The sequence below is a fragment of the Paracoccus zhejiangensis genome, from assembly GCF_002847445.1.
Lineage (GTDB): Bacteria > Pseudomonadota > Alphaproteobacteria > Rhodobacterales > Rhodobacteraceae > Paracoccus > Paracoccus zhejiangensis.
In genome coordinates, this window is the sequence record NZ_CP025430.1 from 2,390,385 (window position 1) to 2,409,507 (window position 19,123).

Below are 19,123 nucleotides of genomic sequence, written 5' to 3' on the forward strand. Positions count from 1 at the left end.
GAATTTCCTGCGCGCAATGATCTTGCGCGCAGGTCACGGCTTGGATAACAAGATTTCAACTCAACGGAAACGCGAGGGGACCAGAATGAGTAAAGTTGCAGTTGTCACGGGCGGATCGCGCGGCATTGGCGCCGCCATCTCGAAGGCGCTGAAGGACGCGGGCTATACCGTTGCCGCGAACTATGCCGGCAATGACGAGGCCGCCAAGGCCTTCACCGACGAGACCGGCATCAAGACCTACAAATGGTCGGTCGCCGATTACGATGCCTGCACCGCCGGCATCAAGCAGGTCGAGGACGAGCTGGGTCCGATCGCTGTTCTGGTGAACAATGCGGGCATCACCCGCGACGCCATGTTCCACAAGATGACGCCGCAGCAGTGGAAAGAGGTCATGGACACCAACCTGACCGGGCTTTTCAACATGACCCACCCGGTCTGGACCGGGATGCGCGACCGCAAGTTCGGCCGCATCGTCAATATCAGCTCGATCAACGGGCAGAAGGGCCAGGCGGGCCAGGCCAACTATTCGGCGGCCAAGGCCGGCGATCTGGGCTTCACCAAGGCCCTGGCGCAAGAAGGTGCCCGCGCCGGCATCACCGTGAACGCCATCTGCCCGGGCTATATCGGAACCGAGATGGTGCGTGCCATCGACGAGAAGGTGCTGAACGAGCGGATCATCCCGCAGATCCCGGTCGGTCGCCTGGGTGAGCCCGAGGAAATCGCCCGCGCCGTGGTCTTCCTGGCCTCGGACGATGCCGGCTTCATCACAGGCTCGACTATCAGCGCCAACGGCGGCCAATTCTTCGTCTGAGCCCGTTCAAGAAAATTTGTCGGAAAACACAACGGCCCGCGAGTTTCGCGGGCCGTTTCACATTCTGGAAAACCGGTCGGATCGTCACGACAGGCGGTTGATTTCTTCCTTCAGCCGCAGCTTTTCGCGCTTCATCACCATGATGTCCTGATCGTTGGTTCCGGGGCTTCTTTGAGCCTTTTCAACAGCCTCGGACAATGCGTTGTGCTTTTTGCGCAGTTCCTCGACATGAGAAGCAACCGACATATCGTTCTCCCTTTGTGTCTTGCGAGTGAGGGGCAGTCGAGCACAGAATTTCGATTCTGTCACGAGAGTTTCACACTACCAGAGGTTGATCGGCTGGCCTTCGCGCAGGACCGCTGCGGCCGCCGGCGAGAGGTCCTCGCCATCCTTCAGATGGCTCGATTCGGCATGCATGACGAAGGGTGCCAGCAGCCGCAGCGGCGCGCGTGCGCCCTTGCGCGCAGCCACGATCACGCGGCCCGCCTCGCGCCCCGTCCGCGCGGCAATCGGCAGGATGGTGACACCACCCGCCCGGCCGGCCAGTGCCAAGATCAGCGAGTCCAGCCGGTCAGCCCGCTGGATCAGCGTCACCACCCCGCCCGGCCGCAGCCGGCGCAGAGCGGCATCGATCCAGCCGGCCATCGGCGTTTCCTCGTGCCGCGCCTCGCCCCGGCCGGCATCCCCGGGTGCCGTGCCGCCCTGGAAGAAGGGCGGGTTGGCGATGATATGGTCAAAGCTCTCGGACCTGAGTTCCGCCGGCATCCGCGCCAGATCGCCCGTGATCACCCGCAGCGGGATCGCGTTCCGTGCGGCGTTCTGCCGCGCCAGTTCGGCATAGTCCCCCTGCCGCTCCAGCCCGGTCAGCACCGCACCCGGCACCCGCCAGCCCAGACAAAGGCTCGCCACCCCGGCCCCGCAGCCCAGTTCCAGCACGCTTTCACCCGGGCTTGCCGGACAGGCCGCCGCCAGCATCACCGCATCCGCGCCCGAGCGATAGCCGTGCCGGGGCTGGGCAATCGTCAACCGGCCATCCAGGAAATCGTCAGAGGTGAGGTCACTCATCCAGACCGGCATCGCGCAGGATGGCGCCGGCCATGAAATGGTCTCGGTCCGCCACCATCAGCCGCTGCGGCAGCAGCGCACCGATCGAACCTTCCAGCACGCTCATATGCTGGTCGAACTGGAAGGCGGGGATATCATGTTGCTCCAGAAGGTCCAGCGCACGGGCCAGACGCAGCGGATCGGTGGTACGAAGCAGTTCTTTCATGCCCTTGATGTTATGGGGCGGTTGCACCGATGTCGATGGCGTGGCAATGGCAGGACGCGAAAGGGGCCACCGATGATCACCACCACCACCGACAGCGCCTCGACGCCGCTGGACCGCCTCTCCGAGCGCCTTGCCGGCGATATGGAGCAGGTGAACATCCTGATCCGCGCCCGCATGGCTAGCCGCCACGCCCCGCGCATCCCCGAGGTGACCGCCCATCTGGTCGAGGCCGGGGGAAAACGCCTGCGCCCGATGCTGACGCTGGCCGCCGCCCGGCTGCTCTCCTATCCGGGGCAGGATCACGTCAAGCTGGCCGCGACGGTCGAGTTCATCCACACCGCCACGCTGCTGCATGATGACGTGGTCGATGAAAGCCGCCAGCGCCGCGGTCGGCCGACCGCCAACCTGCTCTGGGACAACAAGTCCAGCGTGCTGGTCGGCGATTACCTGTTCGCCCGCAGCTTCCAGCTGATGGTCGAGACCGGCAGCCTGCGAGTGCTGGACATCCTCGCCAATGCCAGCGCCACCATCGCCGAGGGCGAGGTGCTGCAACTGACCGCCGCGCAGGATCTGCGCACCGACGAATCCATCTATCTGCAGGTGGTGCGGGGCAAGACAGCGGCACTGTTTTCCGCCGCGACCGAGGTGGGCGGGGTGATTGCCGGCGCGCCCGAGGCGCAGGTGCGGGCGCTTTTCGACTATGGCGACGCGCTGGGGATCGCCTTCCAGATCGTCGACGACCTCCTGGATTACGGCGGCGTCAGCGCCACCATCGGCAAGAATATCGGCGATGATTTCCGTGAGCGCAAGTTGACCCTGCCGGTGATCAAGGCCGTCGCCCGCGCCGATGCCGAGGAGCGCGCCTTCTGGGTCCGCACCATCGAGGTCGGCGACCAGCGCGAGGGCGACCTGGAAGAGGCGCTGGCGATCATGGCGCGGCATGGCGCGATGGAGGCGGCGCGGGCCGATGCGCTTGGCTGGGTCGCCAAGGCCAAGGCGGCGCTGACCCTGCTGCCCGGGAACGAGATCCGCGCCATGCTGGATGATCTGGCCGATTTCGTCGTCGCCCGCGTGGCCTGAGCGAAGTCCCTACATGAAAGAACCCGGCCCCTTTCGAGGCCGGGCCGGGGGGAAGGCATAAGCTGCCTCAGTTGTAGGCGTTTTCCCCGTGGGTGGTGACATCCAGACCCTGGCGCTCGTCGGTATCGGCGACGCGCAGCCCCATCACCGCCTTGACCAGATGGATGGCGATGAAGCTGACCACGCCCGACCAGATGATGCAGATCACCACGCCGAGGGTCTGGGCATAGACCTGCCCGCCCATGTTGAACTCGGCAACCGCGCCGGTGGCATAGTCCCAGACCCCGGCGCCACCCAGCGAGGGCGAGGCGAAGACGCCGGTCAGGATCGCGCCGATGATGCCGCCGACGCCGTGGATGCCGAACACGTCGAGACTGTCATCGATGCCGATCTTGGATTTCAGCGAGACGACGACCCACATGCAGGCAAGGCCGGCGATCAGGCCGATGGCGATGGCGCCCATCGGGCCGACGAAACCCGCGGCCGGGGTAACACCGACCAGACCGGCAATCGCGCCCGAAACCGCACCCAGCAGCGAGGGATGGCCGCGCATGATCCATTCGCCAAAGGCCCAGGCCAGCGCCGCGGCAGCGGTGGCCACGACCGTGTTCAGGATCGCCAGCGCGGCAAGGCCGTTGGCCTCGAGGTTCGAGCCGGCGTTGAAGCCGAACCAGCCGATGAACAGCAGGCAGCCACCGATCAGGGTGAAGGTCAGGTTATGGGGCGCGATCAGCTCGCGGCGATAGCCGAGCCGGGGACCGGCGACCAGTGCAGCGACCAGACCGGCAATACCCGCATTGATGTGGATGACGGTACCGCCGGCAAAGTCCAGCGCGCCATGGCCAAACAGCAGCCCCGACGGCGCGTCATAGGCCGAGGGACCGCCCCACCACCAGACCATATGGGCCATCGGCAGGTAGGAAAAGGTGAACCACAGCACCACGAAGGCGAGGATGGCCGGGAACTTCATCCGCTCGGCCGTCGCGCCGACGATAAGCGCCGGGGCGATGCAGGCGAAGGCCATCTGGAAGATCACGAAGGAAAGCTCGGGGATATAGACCCCGGCCGAGAAGGTCTCGGCGATGCTCGAGGTGGTGACGCCCGACAGGAAAGCCTTGGAGAGATTGCCGATGTAGGGGGTCAGGAAACCCGCATCCTCGGCCGATCCGGCGCCGGTGAAGGCCAGCGAATAGCCGTAGATCACCCAGAGCAGCGCCATTACGCAGAAGGTCGCCAGCACCTGCATCAGCACCGACAGCACGTTCTTCGAGCGCACCAGACCGCCATAGAACAGCGCCAGCCCCGGCAGGGTCATCATCATCACCAGAATGGCCGACACCATCATCCAGGTCGTGTCACCCTTGTCCGGCACCGGCACGGCGGCATCCTGCGCCAGCGCCGGCAGCGCGGTCAGCGCCCCCAGGGCCAGCAGGGTGGGGAAAAGCGTGCGTCTCATCAGGTGTCACCTTTCGCTGTGGCATCTTTTGGCAGCACGAGGCTGCGTCATCGCCACAAGGCCGTTCCGATCCGCGCGCGACAAGATTGCCGCCCTTTTCCGCAGTGCAGAAACTTCCCCTGCCCGCCCGATTGGCAAACCAGAAGTTGAGTGCCGCAAAATGCGGCAGAAACCGGACGGTTCAGCAGCCATCACGGATTGGTCAGCCACATTCCATCCAGACGATTCTTCCTGTATGCTCTGCGCCAATCGGGTCGGATCAATCGGCCGGGCAGGAACGCAGGCATGAAACGAACGACCGATACACCGAAACGCTCGGGGCGCAGCCCTGTTGCCGACAAGCGCAGCTTCACCGAGCCTGAGCCGACCAAGGCCTCCACGCGACGCAAGCCCGCACCGCCCAAGCGCGGCAACATGGTGACCCGTGGCGTCAGCGGATTCGTCAGCCTGGTCTGGCGGGTGATCTGGGGCAGTTTCTGGCGTCTGGCGCTGGTCATGGCCCTGATCATCGGCGCGGCCTCGTTCTACTATTACAGCGGTCTGCCCGAGGCCTCGGCGCTGTTTGACGGCCGCGCCCGTGGCTCGGTCACCATGCTGGACCGCGACGGCCGGGTTTTTGCCTGGCGCGGTGAGACCTTCGGCACGGTCAGCTCCGACAAGATCGCCCCGGTGCTGAAAGAGGCGGTGATCGCCACCGAGGACCGCCGGTTCTACACCCATCTCGGCGTCGACCCGATCGGCATCGCCGGCGCCATGCGCATCAACATGGCCGAGGGACGCGGACCCCTGGAGGGTCACGGCGGTTCGACCATCACCACGCAGGTCGCCAAGCTCCTGTGCCTGGGCGAGACCTTCGACCCGATCCGCTGGAAGAACGAGGCCGATTACGAGGCCGAGTGCCGCAAGTCGAGCCTGTGGCGCAAGGTCAAGGAAGTCCCCTTCGCGCTGGCGCTGGAAGCCAAGTATTCCAAGGACGACATCCTCAACATCTACATGAACCGCTCTTACCTGGGCGGTGGCGCGCGCGGCTTCGAAGCGGCGTCGCAGCGGTACTTCAACAAGCCGGCCAGCGATGTCACCGCGTCGGAAGCCGCCATGCTGGCGGGCCTTCTGCGCGCACCCAGCTATTACGCGCCGACCTCGAACCTGCAGCGGGCGCAGGACCGCGCCAGTGTCATCCTCGGGGTGATGCACGAAGAGGGCTACCTGGACAATCAGCAGCTGGCGGCCGCCAAGGCCGAGCCTGCGGTGCTGAGCCGCGCGGCAGCGGCCCGCGCCGGTGGCTACTTCGCCGATTGGGTGATGGAATCGGGTCCCGGCTTCCTGACCAGCGAAACCACCGAAGACGTCACCATCATGACCACGTTCGACCAGCGTATCCAGCGCGCGGCGGAACGGGCGCTGACCAATATCTTTGACGAGAAGGTCAAGGATGGCAGCAAGGCCGAGGCCGCCGTTGTGGTGATGAGTGCCGATGGCGCCGTCCGGGCGATGATCGGAGGGCGCGATTCGACCGTGAACGGTGCCTTCAACCGCGCCACCCAGGCCAAGCGCCAGCCGGGTTCGTCCTTCAAACCCTTCGTCTATGCCGCCGCGCTGGAACTGGGCTATTCGCCGAACGACGTGGTGCTGGACGGGCCGCTGACCATCAACGTCAAGGGCTCGGGCCCGTGGTCGCCGAAGAACTATACCCGCAACTATAAGGGCAATGTCACGCTGACCCAGGCACTGCAGAATTCACTGAACACCGCGACGATCCGGCTTCAGGAATCGGCTGGCCGTGACATGGTGCGCAAGGTGGCCGAGGATTTCGGCTTCGCCAGCAACATGGCCAACGGCCCCTCGCTAGGTCTGGGCGTATCGGAAAGCACGCTTCTGGAAATGACCGGGGCCTATGCCGGCATCCGCAATGGCGGCACCGCCGTCAGCCCCTATGGCTTGATCGAGCTGCGCATCAAGGGCGATGACCAGCCGCTGATGGGCCAGTCGGGCGGCATGGGCGAGCGCGTCATCAGCCAACGCGCCGCCGGCCAGTTGATCTACATGATGGAACAGGTGATCGAGCACGGCACCGGCACCCGCGCCCGGCTGCCGGGCCGCGAGGCCGCCGGCAAGACCGGCACCACCTCCTCCTATCGCGACGCCTGGTTCATCGGCTTCACCGAGCAATACGTGACCGGCGTCTGGATGGGTTATGACGACAACACGCCGCTGAAGGGCGTGACCGGCGGTGGTCTGCCGGCCGAGATCTGGCAGGCGGTGATGACCGAGATCCATGACGGTCTGCCGGCCCTGCCGCTCTCGACCGTCTCGCCCGATGGCAGCGGTGTCATCGTCGGCACCTCGGGTGAGCAGCAGATCGTCACCAGCGGCTCGGCCGATGACCCGCTGGCTGCGGCACTGGCCGAGGCGATCCGCGACAACCAGCCGGCACAGCAACCCGCGCAGCAGGCACCGGCCCCCGCGCCGCAGACTCCGGGCGCCAGTAGCTCGAGCAGCTCGGGCGATGATGCGCTAAGCCAGGCGCTGAACGGGATTCTGGGCGGGAACTGATTCCGCCCGCAATCCGGGCGATCAAGGGGGCAGGCCATGGAACGAGTTACCGGCGGCTGTCTCTGCGGCAAACTTCGCATCACGGCAACAGGCCGGCCCTATCGGGTCGGCCTTTGTCATTGCCGCGACTGCCGCAAGCATCACGGCGCGCTGTTTCATGCTTCGGCCATCTTTGCCGAGGATGCAGTCACCATCGAGGGCGAGGCGCACGACTACCAGGGGCGGTTCTTCTGCCCGACCTGCGGCTCGCCGGTCTTTGGCCGGTCCGGGGACGAGATCGAGGTGAACCTGGGATCACTGGACGCGCCCGACCAGTTCGTCCCGACCTATGAGCTCTGGACCTGCCGCCGCGCGGCCTGGCTGCCACGATTTGCGGGCATGAGGGAATACACGACCGATCGCGATACGGGCGGGCGGTTCGAGGAATGAACTGCGGGCCGCGACCAGTCATCCTTGCCGCTCATCACCATCGCGGACGTCGCGGGATCTGTCGCCACCCGCTCGGCCAGCCGCCGTCAAAAGCAGAAACCGCAAAACCCGCCGCCTGCTGCCGGATCAGCCGTCCGGCATTCCGCCCGTAGCCGAGCCGTTTCCGGCCCCACCCCCATCGCAGGGCCGCGCGGGCAGAACCGCCAGCATCGCCTCGACCAGCGCCGCGCGACGGATCGGCTTCGGCACGCTCGCATCCATGCCGCAGGCAAGATATTCGTCCAGGTGATGGGTCATGGCATTGGCCGACAGCGCAATGATCGGCGTGCGCGGCAACCCGCCCTCGGCCTCGGCCCGCCGAATCGCCCGCGTCGCCTCGATGCCGCACATGCCGGGCATCTGCACATCCATCAGGATCAGATCCGGCTGCTGCGCGCGCCATGCCTCGACCAGTGCCGTGCCGGTCTCGACCAGTCGCGCGCTCAGCCCCAGCCGCCGCAACATGCTGACCAGAACCAGCTGGTTGGTCTGGTTGTCCTCGGCGGCCAGCACATCCAGCCCGCCCGTCTTCAGCCGCTCCGCCAGGTCGCGCTCCAGACTGACCTGGCTGCGCGCTGCCGGGCGTTCATTGGTCAGGAGGGCACTAACCCGCGCGCGAAAGTGGCTGCCCCGACCCGGTATGCTCTCCGCCGTCAGGTCGCCGCCCATGATCCGGCAGAACTGCCGCGCGATGGCCAGGCCCAGCCCGGACCCGCCATGGGTCCGCGCGATGCTGGCATCGGCCTGCATATAAGGGGTGAAAAGCCGCGAAAGCTGTTCCGGCGTCATGCCGATGCCGCTGTCCTCGACCACGATCTGCAGTTCGCCCGGCAGGTCAGCGACGGCACCGGGGCGATAGTCCAACCGCATTGATACAACGCCCCGGTCGGTGAACTTGATGGCGTTCGACAGCAGATTGCCGACGATCTGCCGCAGCCGTGTCGGATCGCTGTCAACCCAGAGCGCGGCCATGTCCGGAACCTGGAAGGCCAGCCCCTTGGCCGCCGCCTTGGGTCCGAACAGTCGCTTCGCCGAGGCGACAATCTCGGCCAGATTGCAGGGCAGATGCTCCAGCGTGACCTGGCCGGCCTCGATCTTCGACAGGTCCAGCACGTCGCTGATGACCGACAGCAGAAGATCGCCCGATTCGATGATGACCGACAGGATATCCTGCTGTGCAGGGGTCAGCCCGGTCTCGCGCAGCTCCTCGGCCATGCCCAGAACGCCGTTCATCGGCGTCCTGATCTCGTGGCTCATATGCGCAAGGAAGATCGACTTGGCCTGGTTGGCGGCATCCGCCTCGATCCGCGCCGCCTCGAGATCCATGGTCCGCTGGCGCACGGTTTCTTCCAGCATCTCGGCTTGCAGGTGCAGCCGCTGATTGCCCTCGTAGACCTGTCGGCTATAGGTCTCGAGCAGCGCCTCGGCCTCGTGCCGCGCCCGCCGCTCGCGTTCGAAGCGCGCACGCGACACCGGTCCCGCAGCCCGGCTCGCCGGATCGCCGTCACGAGACATGACCGCTCAGCCCTCCATCCGGATGGTGAAGCGGACACACATGCCCTCGGGCACGGTCAGATCCTGACGCTCCACCCGCGCCGGGCGGCCGAAATACTCGATGCAGGTCTCGACCAACCCGTGACAGAAATCGCCAAGCGGGCGCGGTGAGTGATAGGTCAGTTCCAGCCCGTCTCCGCTAGCCAGGCGTCGGCTTTCGAAGCGCGGCAACTCGACCCCGGGATAAAGCTTTCGCACCTCGATATGCACCTCGGTCTCGATCGATTCGAGCATGGTCAGCACATCGGTCTTGTCGGCGAAGAACTGGGAATAGCGCGCGCTGTAGCGCCAGAACATCCAATGGCCGAATCGGCGCAGATAGTCGTTCAGCGGCAGCGCGCTGCGGTCACTGAAGGCCTGCACCAGCGCCATGAACTCGTCGCAGGGATAGAAGCCGACCGAGGTATAGGCCCCGCCCGAGCTGAAATCACCGCTGGAGAGGACCTCATCGACTGCCGCTTCGCCCAGAAGCTCGTCGGCCATCTCGATCAGCTCGCTGAAGACCATACCCTTCACGCCATCCACCCTTCCTGCAAGGCATGGCGACGGTCATAAGGCAGAGAGCTTAATTTGCGGTGAAGCCCGCCGGGACGGGGGGCGCGGCGGGATCAGCCCGCCTGCTGCAGATCGGCGGTCAGTGCGGCAATGTCGCCATTGCGCCGGGCCAGCATGGCGCCGATCTCGCTGCGTTCCGTCGCCAGCATGTTCACACCCTCGATGATGATGTTGAAGAACTTGCTTTGCCCCGACTTGTCCGAGACATGCCATTCCACCTGCATCGGCGAGCGGCCGTTCAGGTAGGCGACCGAGGTGACGGCGAAGAAGCTTTTCAGCGGTCGCGCACCGGTCACCTCGATCTTCGAGCCGATGAACTCGCGGAAGCGCTTGCCGTATTTGCGGCCGACATAGCCCTGGAAGGCTTGCTGGTAGGCGGCGAACTCAGCCCCGCCGACCTGGCGCGCCGCCGGGCCGAGGGCCGAGCGGGCGATGATCCCGACATCGGCATATCGGGCGAAGATGGTCTCGAACTGGCGATACATCTGCGCCGGGGCCTGGCCGGAATTGATCACCGAATAGACTTCGCCAAGCGCCGTCTCGATCAGCGCGCGGGACTGGTCGGTGTTCAGCGCCAGCGCACCCACGGGCCGCAGCGCCAGCAGGACGGCAGCGGCACCCGACAGGGCAAGAAAGCCCCGCCTAGTCTTCATAGGGGTCGATGGCGAAGGCATCGGTTGCGGCAGCGGCGGCAGGTTCGGTTTCATACGGATCAATGACATAGGGATCTTCCGATGCCCCCCCTTGTGACAATTCGTGGCGCCGATGCATGAGATAGATCAGCCGCAATTGGCTGTAACTATCCGCACTTTCGTAAAGAACGCTATCCACCGTATCCCCGAAACGCGCCCGCTCACCGGCTTTTGAGGCGGCCCGGATCGCGAAGGTGCCCCAGTATTCATCCTCATCGAGCCAGAAATCCCAGGGATCGATGGCCAGATCGACGACCTTGCCGGTCGCGTCCCGCATGGTCGAGGGCCCGAGCACCGGCAGTTCAAGATAGGCGCCTTCCGGCACGCCCCAGACATGCAGCGTCTCGCCGAAATCGGTATCCACCTCGGTCAGCGCGAACTCGCGGCCCGCCGGATCGTGCAACCCGCCCAACCCCAGCGTGCTGTTGACGGCAAAGCGGGCGGTGTTCTTCAGCGCCGGACCGGGCCGGCCCTGCAGGATCTGGTTCAGCACCTTGCCGGGCAGCGACAGGTTGGCGCCGACATTGCCCAGAACATCCATCGCGCTGCCGTCCGCTTCGCCCGCAAGCTCGCCCGCAACCGCCTCATCCTTCTTGCCGCCGGTCAGTGGCCGGATCAGGGTCGTGTCGACGCCCTTGTTGAAGGCATGGACCCGACGGTTGGCCGCCTCGAACGGATCGTTCACCGCCTCGGGATCGGCGGGGGCCTGCGCCGCGCAACCCGCGATCAGCAGGGTGGCGGCCAGCAGGGTGGCGGCGCGTGGCAGGGCGCGGCATGCGTGCAAGTCGGTCCTCTCTGGCGGACGAATTTACCACCTTGTCCGAGGCGCGCCCCGCTGGCGAAACGGCCTGTTATAATCGTTTGAACTCGCATAGAACTGATCGGACGGCAGGGCAAGCGCGGGCAAACCTGGCCGGTGGAGGTCTGCCGATGGCGCAGGCCGCCAGCCGGGATGACCCGCAAGAGCGCAACAGACAAGACGGATGGCAGCATGGCAAGAGCGCCTGACAGTCAACGCGGCAGGGCCGAACTTCGCGCGGCGCGGGGCGAGGGATGGCAGTTGTTCATCATCGTGGGGCTGTTCTCGGCCGCGGTGAACATCCTGATGCTGACCGGCCCGCTGTTCATGCTGCAGGTCTATGACCGGGTGCTGGCCTCGCGTTCGGTCGAGACGCTGACGGCCCTGTTTGCGCTGGTGGTGTTCCTGTTCCTGCTGATGGGCGTGCTCGACATCGCGCGCAACCGGGTGATGGCGCGCGTCGCCGCCCGCTTCCTGAACCGGATGGAGCCGCGGGTCTTTACCGCCGCGCTGGCAGAAGGCGCCGGCTCGGGCAACGATGTGGCCGTGCGTGGCGGCATGCGCGATCTCGAGGCGGTTCATCGCTTCTTCGCCTCTCCGGTCCTGCTGGCACTGTTCGACCTGCCCTGGGCACCAGTCTTTCTCGCCGCCGTCTTCATCTTCCACCCGCTTCTGGGCGTGGTTGCCGTGGTCGGCGGCGGGATCGTGGTCATCGCCACACTGATGAATCAATGGCTCAGCCGCGCGCCCCTGCAACATTCGGCGGTCGCCCAGCAGCGGGCCGAGCGGATGTCGGATCTTTACCGCGACGAGGGCGAGCTGATCGGCTCGCTGGGGATGCGCGGCGCCGCCTTCGAACGCTGGCGCAAGGCCCGCAGCGAGGCGACCGAGCAGCAGATGCTGGGCACCGACCGAACCTCGACCTTCACGGTGTTTTCGCGGACCTTCCGGCTGTTCCTGCAAAGTGCCATGCTGGCCGCCGGCGCATGGCTGGTTCTGCGGCAGGAACTGACCCCGGGCGCGATGATCGCCAGTTCGATCCTGATGGGTCGGGCGTTGGCGCCGATCGACCAGGTGGTGGGCGGCTGGTCCGTGGTCCAGCGCGCACAGGATGGCTGGGCGCGGATCAGCGAGCTGTTGTCGCGCCGCCCGCCGCAGCCCGAGCGCACGCCCCTGCCCCGACCCAAGGCGCAACTGGACGTGCGGCAGCTTTCCGTGGTCCCGCCGGGCCAGGGTCAACCGACGCTGCGCGGCGTCAGCTTTTCGCTCGCCCCCGGTCAGGCGGTCGGCGTTATCGGCCCCTCGGGTGCCGGCAAGACCACGATGGCCCGTGCCATCATCGGCGGCTGGCCGATTGCCGCCGGCTCGATCCGCCTCGGCGGCGCGACGCTGGACCAGTATGATCCCGACGTGCTGGGCAGCCTGATCGGCTATCTGCCGCAGCAGGTGACGTTGTTCGATGGCACCATCGCCGAGAACATCGCCCGGATGAGCCCGAACCCCGATCCCCAGCGCGTCGTCGCCGCGGCCCAGGCCGCCGCCGCGCACCAGATGATCCTCGACCTGCCGCAGGGCTATGACACGGTGATCAGCCAGTCCGGCGGCCGGTTGTCGGGCGGCCAGATCCAGCGCATCGGCCTTGCCCGCGCGCTCTATCCGCAGCCGGTGCTGTTCGTGCTGGACGAGCCGAACTCGAATCTCGACAATCAGGGCTCCGAGGCGCTGAACCTTGCCATCCGCTCGATCAAGGCGCGCGGTGGCGCGGTGATCATCATGGCCCACCGGCCCGCCGCCATCGCCGAATGCGAATTGCTGCTGATGCTGGACCAGGGTCAGCGCCGCGCCTTCGGTCCGCGTGACGAGGTGCTGAAATCCATGGTCAAGAACGCCGAACAGATCCGCCAGTCGCAGGGCGCGGGCCAGAGCGGGGGCATCACATGAGCGGACAGGACCAGCCCAAGGGCCAGCCGATGGCCCGGATTCAGCCGATCAAGCAGCAGCAGGCCATTCCGGACGCCGAACTGGTCGATCCCGGCCCGCCGCCGCCTCCCCCGCCCGCGATCAAGGTCGGCGTCAGCAAGGCCGAGGCGGCCAAGCGCTGGCCGGTGCGCGGCGCGGTCTTTGTCGGGCTTCTGGGCATCTTCCTGCTGTTCGGCGGGTTCGGGGCCTGGGCGATGCTCACCCGCATCGCCGGCGCGGTGGTCGCCCCCGGCCAGGTCGAGGTCGAGCAACAACGCCAGGTCGTGCAGCACCCCGATGGCGGGGTGATCTCCGAGATTCTCGTCACCGAGGGCGAGACGGTCGAGGCCGGTCAACCGCTGATCCGTCTGGATGGAAACCTGCTGCAAACCGAGCTGACCATCGTCGAGGGCCAGTATTTCGAGATCCTCGCCCGCCGTGGCCGGCTGGAAGCCGAGCGGGCAGATGCCGCGACGATCGAGTTTCCGGCCGATCTGATGGACTCCGCCAAGACCGACCCGCAATTGGTCGAGCTGATGGAGGGGCAGCAGAGCCTGTTCGACGCCCGCCGCGACACCATCCAGCAATCGCTGGAACAGTTGTCCAAGCAGGAGGAACAGCTGACGCAGCAAATCGAAGGCATCGACGCGCAGTTCGTCGCCCTCGGCGCGCAGCGCGACCTGATCGCGCAAGAGCTGACCGACCAGCGCTCGCTGCTGGACAAGGGACTGGCACAGGCCTCGCGCGTGCTGGCCCTGGAACGCGAAGCGGCGCGGCTGGACGGTCAATTGGGCGAGATGCAGGCCATGCGTGCCCAGGCCGAGACCCGGCAGACCGAGATCGGCATCGAGAAGCTGCGGCTGAATGCCGAGCGCCGCGAGACCGCCGAGACCGAATTGCGCGATCTCGGCTATCGCGAACTGGAACTGGCCGAGCGCCGCCGAAGCCTCACCGAACAGGTCAGCCGGCTCGAGATCCGCGCGCCTGTTTCGGGCATCATCCACCAGCTGCTGTTCACCACGCCCCGCTCGGTCATCCGGCCGGCCGATCCGGTGATGTACATCATCCCGCAGGACCGCCCGCTGATCATCGGTGCGCGTCTGGCCACGATCAACGTCGACGAGGTTCGGCCGGGGCAAGAGGTGATGCTGCGCTTCTCCTCCTTCTCCTCGCGCACCACGCCCGAGATCGACGGGCAGTTGCTGCGGGTCTCGGCCGATGCGCTGATGGACGAGGCGACGCGCACCCCCTATTACCGCGCCGAGGTCACCATCCTGCCCCACGAGATGGACAAGCTGAAGGGGCTGGAACTGATCCCGGGCATGCCTGTCGAGGTCTATATCCAGACCGGCGAACGCAGCCCGATGGATTACCTGGTGAAACCGCTGGCCGATTACTTCAACCGCGCCTTCCGCGAAAGCTGATGCGCTAACATCGCCTCTGCGCCTTGCCTTCACAGGTTCCTTCGCCCAACGTCGCAAGGGAAATGTGAGGAGTAACCTATGCTTAGAGCCCTATCCCGGCCAGCCACCCGCCTGATGGAACGGTGGCTGCCCGATGCCTTCATCTTCGTCATCGTCCTGACGCTGGTGGCCGCGCTGGCGGCCATCGTCAGCGAGGGCACCAACCCGGTCGAGCTGATCCGCATGTGGGGCAACGGCTTCTGGGAGCTTCTGGCCTTCTCGATGCAGATGCTGCTGGTGCTGGTCACCGGTTTCATCCTCGCCTCGTCGCCGCCGGTGCGGAAGATCCTGCAGCGGCTGGCCGGTCTGGCCACCTCGCGCGGCTCGGCGATCATCCTCGTCAGCATCGTCTCGCTGGCGGCAAGCTGGATCAACTGGGGCTTCGGTCTGGTGGTGGGCGCGATCTTCGCCAAGGAACTGGCGCGGCAGATCAAGGTCGATTACCGGCTCCTGGTCGCCGCCGCCTATTCCGGCTTCGTCATCTGGCATGGCGGCATGTCGGGCTCGATCCCGCTGACCATCGCCACGCCGGGGCATTTCACCGAAGACCAGATCGGGGTGATCTCGACCTCGGACACGATCTTCTCGGTCTGGAACCTCGCCATCGTCGCGGCGCTGTTCATCATCGTGCCGCTGGTCAATCGCGGGATGCTGCCGCCCGAATCGGAGCAGGTGCTGGTCGATCCTGCCAAGCTTGGCAATGACGCCGCCCCCGCGCCCCTGCCCGCCAATGCCACCCCGGCTGAGCGGCTGGAGAACAGCCGGCTCTTGATGTGGGCCATCGGCATTCCGGGGGTGATCTGGCTGGCGCTGCATTTCATCGGCGGCGGGGCAATCAACCTCAACGTGGTGAACTTCCTCTTCCTCTTCGTCGGCATCCTCTGCCACGGCACGGCCCGCAGCCTGCTGGCGGCACTGGACGAGGGCGTGCGCGGCGGGGCCGGGATCGTGATCCAGTTCCCCTTCTATGCCGGGATCATGGCGATCATGACCCAAAGCGGGCTGGCGGCCAGCCTGTCGGAATGGTTCGTCTCGATCTCGACCGCCACCACCCTGCCCTTCTGGAGCTTCATCTCGGCGGGCATCGTCAATATCTTCGTGCCTTCGGGCGGCGGTCAATGGGCGGTGCAGGCGCCGGTCATGCTGCCGGCTGCGGCGGCCCTTGGCGCCGACATGCCGCGCGTGGTGATGGGCGTGGCCTGGGGCGATGCCTGGACCAACCTGTTGCAGCCCTTCTGGGCGCTGCCGATGTTGGGCATTGCCGGGCTGAAGCCGCGTGACATCATGGGCTTCTGCGTGGTGCATCTGCTGATCACCGGCGTGGTCATCGGCGGGCTCCTGTTGCTGCTCTAGGCACTACAGCGCCGGAACGACAAACGGCGGGGCCTTGCGGTCCCGCCGTTCTTCATTGTCTCGCGCCGGGCTTACAGCAGGTGGCGCAGCCGCGTGTGGATCAGCGGGATGATCCCCCAGATCATAGCACCGACGATGATCGGCACCAGGATCAGGGTGCGGGCCGGCACCGGCCAGCCCTGGGTCAGTGGCATCAGGACCATCAGCCCCAGCGTGACCAGCGGATAGACAAAGGCAAAAACAAGCATCGCAAAGCGGATGCGGGAGGGTTGAGAAGCTTGTGCGGACATGGCAAATACCAATATGAACGTTTCGTATCGATGATATAGAACGGAACGTATCGTATCGCAATGGGCAATGTGAGAAAAATGGCTGTCGAACCTCCCCGCACCTCGGTCGGTGCCCGCCGCAATCCCGACACCGAACAGGCGGTGATGGACGCCGCCGCCGAGATCATTGCCGAGGAAGGCTATCAGAAGCTGACGATGGAGGCCGTGGCCCGTCGCGCCCGTGCCGGCAAGGCCACGCTCTATCGCTGGTGGCCAAGCCGGGGGCACCTGCTGCTGGCGCTGTACTCGCGGGCGAAATCCTCGCTTGGCGAGATCGATACCGGCGATCTGACCAGCGACGTGACCGCCTTCATCGCCCAGATGCTGCGCCAGATGCAGGGCAGCGAGGGGCAGGAGCCTCTGGCCCCGATGCTGCGCCTGCTGATCGCCGAGGCGCAAAGCGACCCCACCATCCGCGAGGCGCTGCACCGCGAACGCCGCGAACGCTGGCTGCTGCTGGAAAACATCATTCGCCGCGCAGAGGAGCGGGGACAGCTCAATCCCGCCGTCACCGCAAGGCGGGCCGAGCAGCGGATCATCTCGATGATCTGGTATTTCCTCTTGAACGACACCCTGCCCGGACCGGAAGCCGCGGCGGAACTGGCAGAATCGATCATGGCCGAAATGCGGGCCTGAACTGCCTTTGGCCCGTGCGACCAGCACGGGCCGCGCCCGACCCTACTCTGCCGCCGTCGGCTCGACGCTGAAAACCGGCTCCATCGCCGCCATCTGCGCATCGCTCAGATGACACTTGATCCGATGCCCGCCCGGGAACTCCTTCAGGGGCGGCATCTCGGTCTCGCAAAGCCCGCCCGGCACCTGCGACTTCCAGCGGCAGCGGGTCTGGAACGGGCAGCCCGGCGGCGGGTTCACCGCTGAGGGAATGTCGCCTTCCAGCACGATCTTGCGCTTCTTCACATGGGTATCGGCGATCGGCACCGCCGACAGCAGCGCCTCGGTATAGGGGTGGTAGGGCGGGGCAAAGACCTGGTCGGTCGTGCCGAGTTCGACCACATGGCCCAGATACATCACCATCACCCGGTCCGAGAGATAGCGGACGATGCTGAGGTCATGGCTGATGAACAGCAGCGTCGTGCCGTTCTCGCGCTGGATATCCATCAGAAGCTGCGTCACCGCCGCCTGAACCGAGACATCCAGCGCCGAAACCGGCTCGTCCGCCACCACGATCTTGGCGCCACCGGCAAAGGCGCGGGCAATGCCCACCCGCTGCTTCTGCCCACCCGACAATTGCCGCGGCATCCGCTCGGCGAAGGCGCGGGGCAGCTTCACCAGATCCAGAAGCTGCAGCATCCGGTCGCGCCGCTCGGCATCGGTCCTGCCCTCGCCAAAGATCTCCAGCGCGCGGATGATCTGCCGGCCCACGGTCATCGAGGGGTTCAGCGTGTCGAAGGGGTTCTGGAACACCATCTGCACCGAGGAGACCGTATCGGTAGCGCGCTTCTGGATCGGGGTATTCTCGATCGACTGGTCGTAGAGCAGGATCTCTCCCGCCGTCGCGGTCTCAAGCCCCATCAGCACCTTGGCAAAGGTCGACTTGCCACAGCCGGATTCGCCCACGATGGCCAGCGTCTCGCCCTCGCGCGCGTCGAAGGACAGCGATTCATTGGCCTTGACCACCTGCGCATCGCCGCCGCCGAACATGCCGGCGCTGGTCTGATAGTATTTGCGCACATCGTCCATCTTCAGGACGACCTCGCCGATCTGGGTCTTCTCGACCGCCACCGCCGCCTTCACCGGCGCGTCCCAATCGATCTGCTCAAAGCGCAGGCAGCGGGTGTCATGCCGCGCCTCGCCCGGCACCGGCTGCATGTGGATATCCGCGACATTGCAGACGCCCTCGACGAAGTAGTCGCAGCGCGGGCCGAAATTGCAGCCCTGCGGGCGTTCATGCGGCAAGGGGAAGTTGCCCGGAATCGCCACCAGAGGCCGGCTGTTCTTGTTCGCGCCGGGCAGCGGGATCGAGCGGAACAGCGCCTGCGTATAGGGGTGACGCATATGGTCGAACACCTGTTCGACGCTGCCAGTCTCGACCGCTTCGCCCGAATACATCACGCAGATACGGTCGCAGGTTTCGAGGATCAGGCCAAGGTTATGGCTGATGAACAGCATCGAGGTGCCGTATTTCCGGCCCAGGTCCTTCACCAACTCGACGATCCCGGCCTCGACCGTCACGTCAAGCGCGGTGGTCGGCTCGTCAAGGATCAACAGCGCCGGCTTCGACATCAGCGCCATGGCGATGACGATGCGCTGCTGCTGCCCGCCCGACAGCTGGTGCGGATAGCTGCGCAGGATGCGGTCGGGGTCGGGCAGGCGCACATCGGCGACCAGCTGCCGCGCCAGCTTCATCGCCTCGGCCTTGCTGGTCTTTTCATGCAGCATCGGCACTTCGGCCAGCTGGTCACCGATGCGCATGGCCGGGTTCAGGCTGGCCATCGGCTCCTGGTAGATCATGGCGATCTGGCTGCCGCGGATCTGGCGCAATTCCTCCTGCGTCATCTGGGTCATGTCGCGGCCTCGGAACTTGATCGATCCGCCGACGATCCGGCCATTGACGCCCAGATCCTGCATCACCCCCAGCGCCACGGTGGACTTGCCGCAACCGGATTCCCCCACCAGCCCCACCGCCTCGCCGGGCATGACCGTGCAGGAAAAATCCATCACCGCCGGAATTTCCCTGAGGCGGGTGAAGAAGCTGATGGAGAGCTTGTCGATCTCGAGGATCGGTTGATCGCTGCCCTGTTGGGTGGCTGTCTCGGTCAT

General features: G+C 65.8%; 18 protein-coding genes. 8 read left to right on the forward strand and 10 right to left on the reverse strand.

Going from position 1 to position 19,123, the window contains the following annotated elements; all coding sequences use genetic code 11:
- Window positions 1-85: 85 nt before the first annotated feature.
- On the forward strand, window positions 86-811 hold the full coding sequence (phbB, locus tag CX676_RS11605) for an acetoacetyl-CoA reductase (RefSeq protein WP_101752759.1): 726 nt from the start codon (window positions 86-88) through the stop codon (window positions 809-811).
- Between the two features lie 84 nt (window positions 812-895).
- Here phbB and CX676_RS11610 read toward each other — a convergent pair whose 3' ends face one another.
- The 3 genes from CX676_RS11610 to CX676_RS11620 form a co-directional block, all read right to left on the reverse strand.
- Window positions 896-1,057, reverse strand: coding sequence for a YdcH family protein (locus CX676_RS11610; RefSeq protein ID WP_101752760.1), 162 nt, complete (start codon window positions 1,055-1,057; stop codon window positions 896-898).
- Window positions 1,058-1,132: 75 nt separating this feature from the next.
- Window positions 1,133-1,876 carry a tRNA1(Val) (adenine(37)-N6)-methyltransferase gene (locus tag CX676_RS11615; RefSeq protein ID WP_101752761.1) on the reverse strand — a complete coding sequence of 248 codons (744 nt, stop codon included), beginning with the start codon at window positions 1,874-1,876 and terminating at the stop codon, window positions 1,133-1,135.
- Entirely contained in the window at window positions 1,869-2,081 is a 213-nt protein-coding gene (locus tag CX676_RS11620) for a putative signal transducing protein (RefSeq protein WP_101752762.1), read from the reverse strand. The genes CX676_RS11615 and CX676_RS11620 overlap by 8 nt, the downstream gene beginning before the upstream one ends.
- Before the next feature lie 72 nt (window positions 2,082-2,153).
- Between CX676_RS11620 and CX676_RS11625 the strand changes: the two genes are divergently transcribed.
- Window positions 2,154-3,161 carry a polyprenyl synthetase family protein gene (locus tag CX676_RS11625; protein ID WP_101752763.1) on the forward strand — a complete coding sequence of 336 codons (1,008 nt, stop codon included), beginning with the start codon at window positions 2,154-2,156 and terminating at the stop codon, window positions 3,159-3,161.
- Window positions 3,162-3,228: 67 nt separating this feature from the next.
- Here the strand turns inward: CX676_RS11625 and CX676_RS11630 are convergent, their stop codons facing one another.
- A complete protein-coding gene (locus CX676_RS11630) occupies window positions 3,229-4,617 on the reverse strand; it encodes an ammonium transporter (protein WP_101752764.1) in 1,389 nt (462 codons plus the stop codon).
- A 285-nt stretch (window positions 4,618-4,902) separates the two neighbouring features.
- Between CX676_RS11630 and CX676_RS11635 the strand changes: the two genes are divergently transcribed.
- Window positions 4,903-7,170 (forward strand): transglycosylase domain-containing protein, encoded by a 2,268-nt coding sequence (locus tag CX676_RS11635; protein ID WP_101752765.1) that lies wholly within the window; start codon window positions 4,903-4,905, stop codon window positions 7,168-7,170.
- A gap of 36 nt (window positions 7,171-7,206) precedes the next feature.
- A complete protein-coding gene (locus CX676_RS11640; RefSeq protein WP_101752766.1) occupies window positions 7,207-7,599 on the forward strand; it encodes a GFA family protein in 393 nt (130 codons plus the stop codon).
- Window positions 7,600-7,725: 126 nt separating this feature from the next.
- Here CX676_RS11640 and CX676_RS11645 read toward each other — a convergent pair whose 3' ends face one another.
- The 4 genes from CX676_RS11645 to CX676_RS11660 form a co-directional block, all read right to left on the reverse strand.
- Complete coding sequence (locus CX676_RS11645; protein ID WP_101752767.1) at window positions 7,726-9,153, reverse strand: ATP-binding protein; 1,428 nt, start codon at window positions 9,151-9,153, stop codon at window positions 7,726-7,728.
- 6 nt (window positions 9,154-9,159) lie between these two features.
- Window positions 9,160-9,699 carry a heme NO-binding domain-containing protein gene (locus tag CX676_RS11650; RefSeq protein WP_101752768.1) on the reverse strand — a complete coding sequence of 180 codons (540 nt, stop codon included), beginning with the start codon at window positions 9,697-9,699 and terminating at the stop codon, window positions 9,160-9,162.
- A 101-nt stretch (window positions 9,700-9,800) separates the two neighbouring features.
- Window positions 9,801-10,400, reverse strand: a complete 600-nt coding sequence (locus CX676_RS11655) for an MlaC/ttg2D family ABC transporter substrate-binding protein (RefSeq protein WP_232816428.1) — start codon at window positions 10,398-10,400, stop codon at window positions 9,801-9,803.
- A complete protein-coding gene (locus tag CX676_RS11660; RefSeq protein ID WP_232816429.1) occupies window positions 10,390-11,223 on the reverse strand; it encodes an MlaA family lipoprotein in 834 nt (277 codons plus the stop codon). The genes CX676_RS11655 and CX676_RS11660 overlap by 11 nt, the downstream gene beginning before the upstream one ends.
- Window positions 11,224-11,430: 207 nt before the next feature.
- Between CX676_RS11660 and CX676_RS11665 the strand changes: the two genes are divergently transcribed.
- The 3 genes from CX676_RS11665 to CX676_RS11675 all read left to right on the forward strand — a co-directional run bounded on the left by CX676_RS11665 (window position 11,431) and on the right by CX676_RS11675 (window position 16,013).
- Window positions 11,431-13,179: a type I secretion system permease/ATPase gene (locus CX676_RS11665; protein WP_101754293.1), complete on the forward strand. Its 1,749-nt coding sequence runs from the start codon at window positions 11,431-11,433 to the stop codon at window positions 13,177-13,179.
- The gene (locus CX676_RS11670) at window positions 13,176-14,621 is read left to right on the forward strand and encodes an HlyD family type I secretion periplasmic adaptor subunit (protein ID WP_232816430.1); all 1,446 of its coding nucleotides are present in this window, start codon (window positions 13,176-13,178) and stop codon (window positions 14,619-14,621) included. Before CX676_RS11665 ends, CX676_RS11670 begins: the two co-directional genes overlap by 4 nt.
- 114 nt (window positions 14,622-14,735) lie before the next feature.
- Entirely contained in the window at window positions 14,736-16,013 is a 1,278-nt protein-coding gene (locus CX676_RS11675) for a short-chain fatty acid transporter (protein WP_232816431.1), read from the forward strand.
- Window positions 16,014-16,084: 71 nt separating this feature from the next.
- Here the strand turns inward: CX676_RS11675 and CX676_RS11680 are convergent, their stop codons facing one another.
- Window positions 16,085-16,261 carry a hypothetical protein gene (locus CX676_RS11680; RefSeq protein WP_232816432.1) on the reverse strand — a complete coding sequence of 59 codons (177 nt, stop codon included), beginning with the start codon at window positions 16,259-16,261 and terminating at the stop codon, window positions 16,085-16,087.
- 120 nt (window positions 16,262-16,381) lie between these two features.
- On the opposite strand from CX676_RS11680, the gene CX676_RS11685 reads away from it, so the two are divergent.
- Complete coding sequence (locus tag CX676_RS11685) at window positions 16,382-16,978, forward strand: TetR/AcrR family transcriptional regulator (protein ID WP_198590182.1); 597 nt, start codon at window positions 16,382-16,384, stop codon at window positions 16,976-16,978.
- Window positions 16,979-17,020: 42 nt separating this feature from the next.
- Here CX676_RS11685 and CX676_RS11690 read toward each other — a convergent pair whose 3' ends face one another.
- Window positions 17,021-19,123, reverse strand: a complete 2,103-nt coding sequence (locus CX676_RS11690) for an ABC transporter ATP-binding protein (RefSeq protein WP_101752772.1) — start codon at window positions 19,121-19,123, stop codon at window positions 17,021-17,023.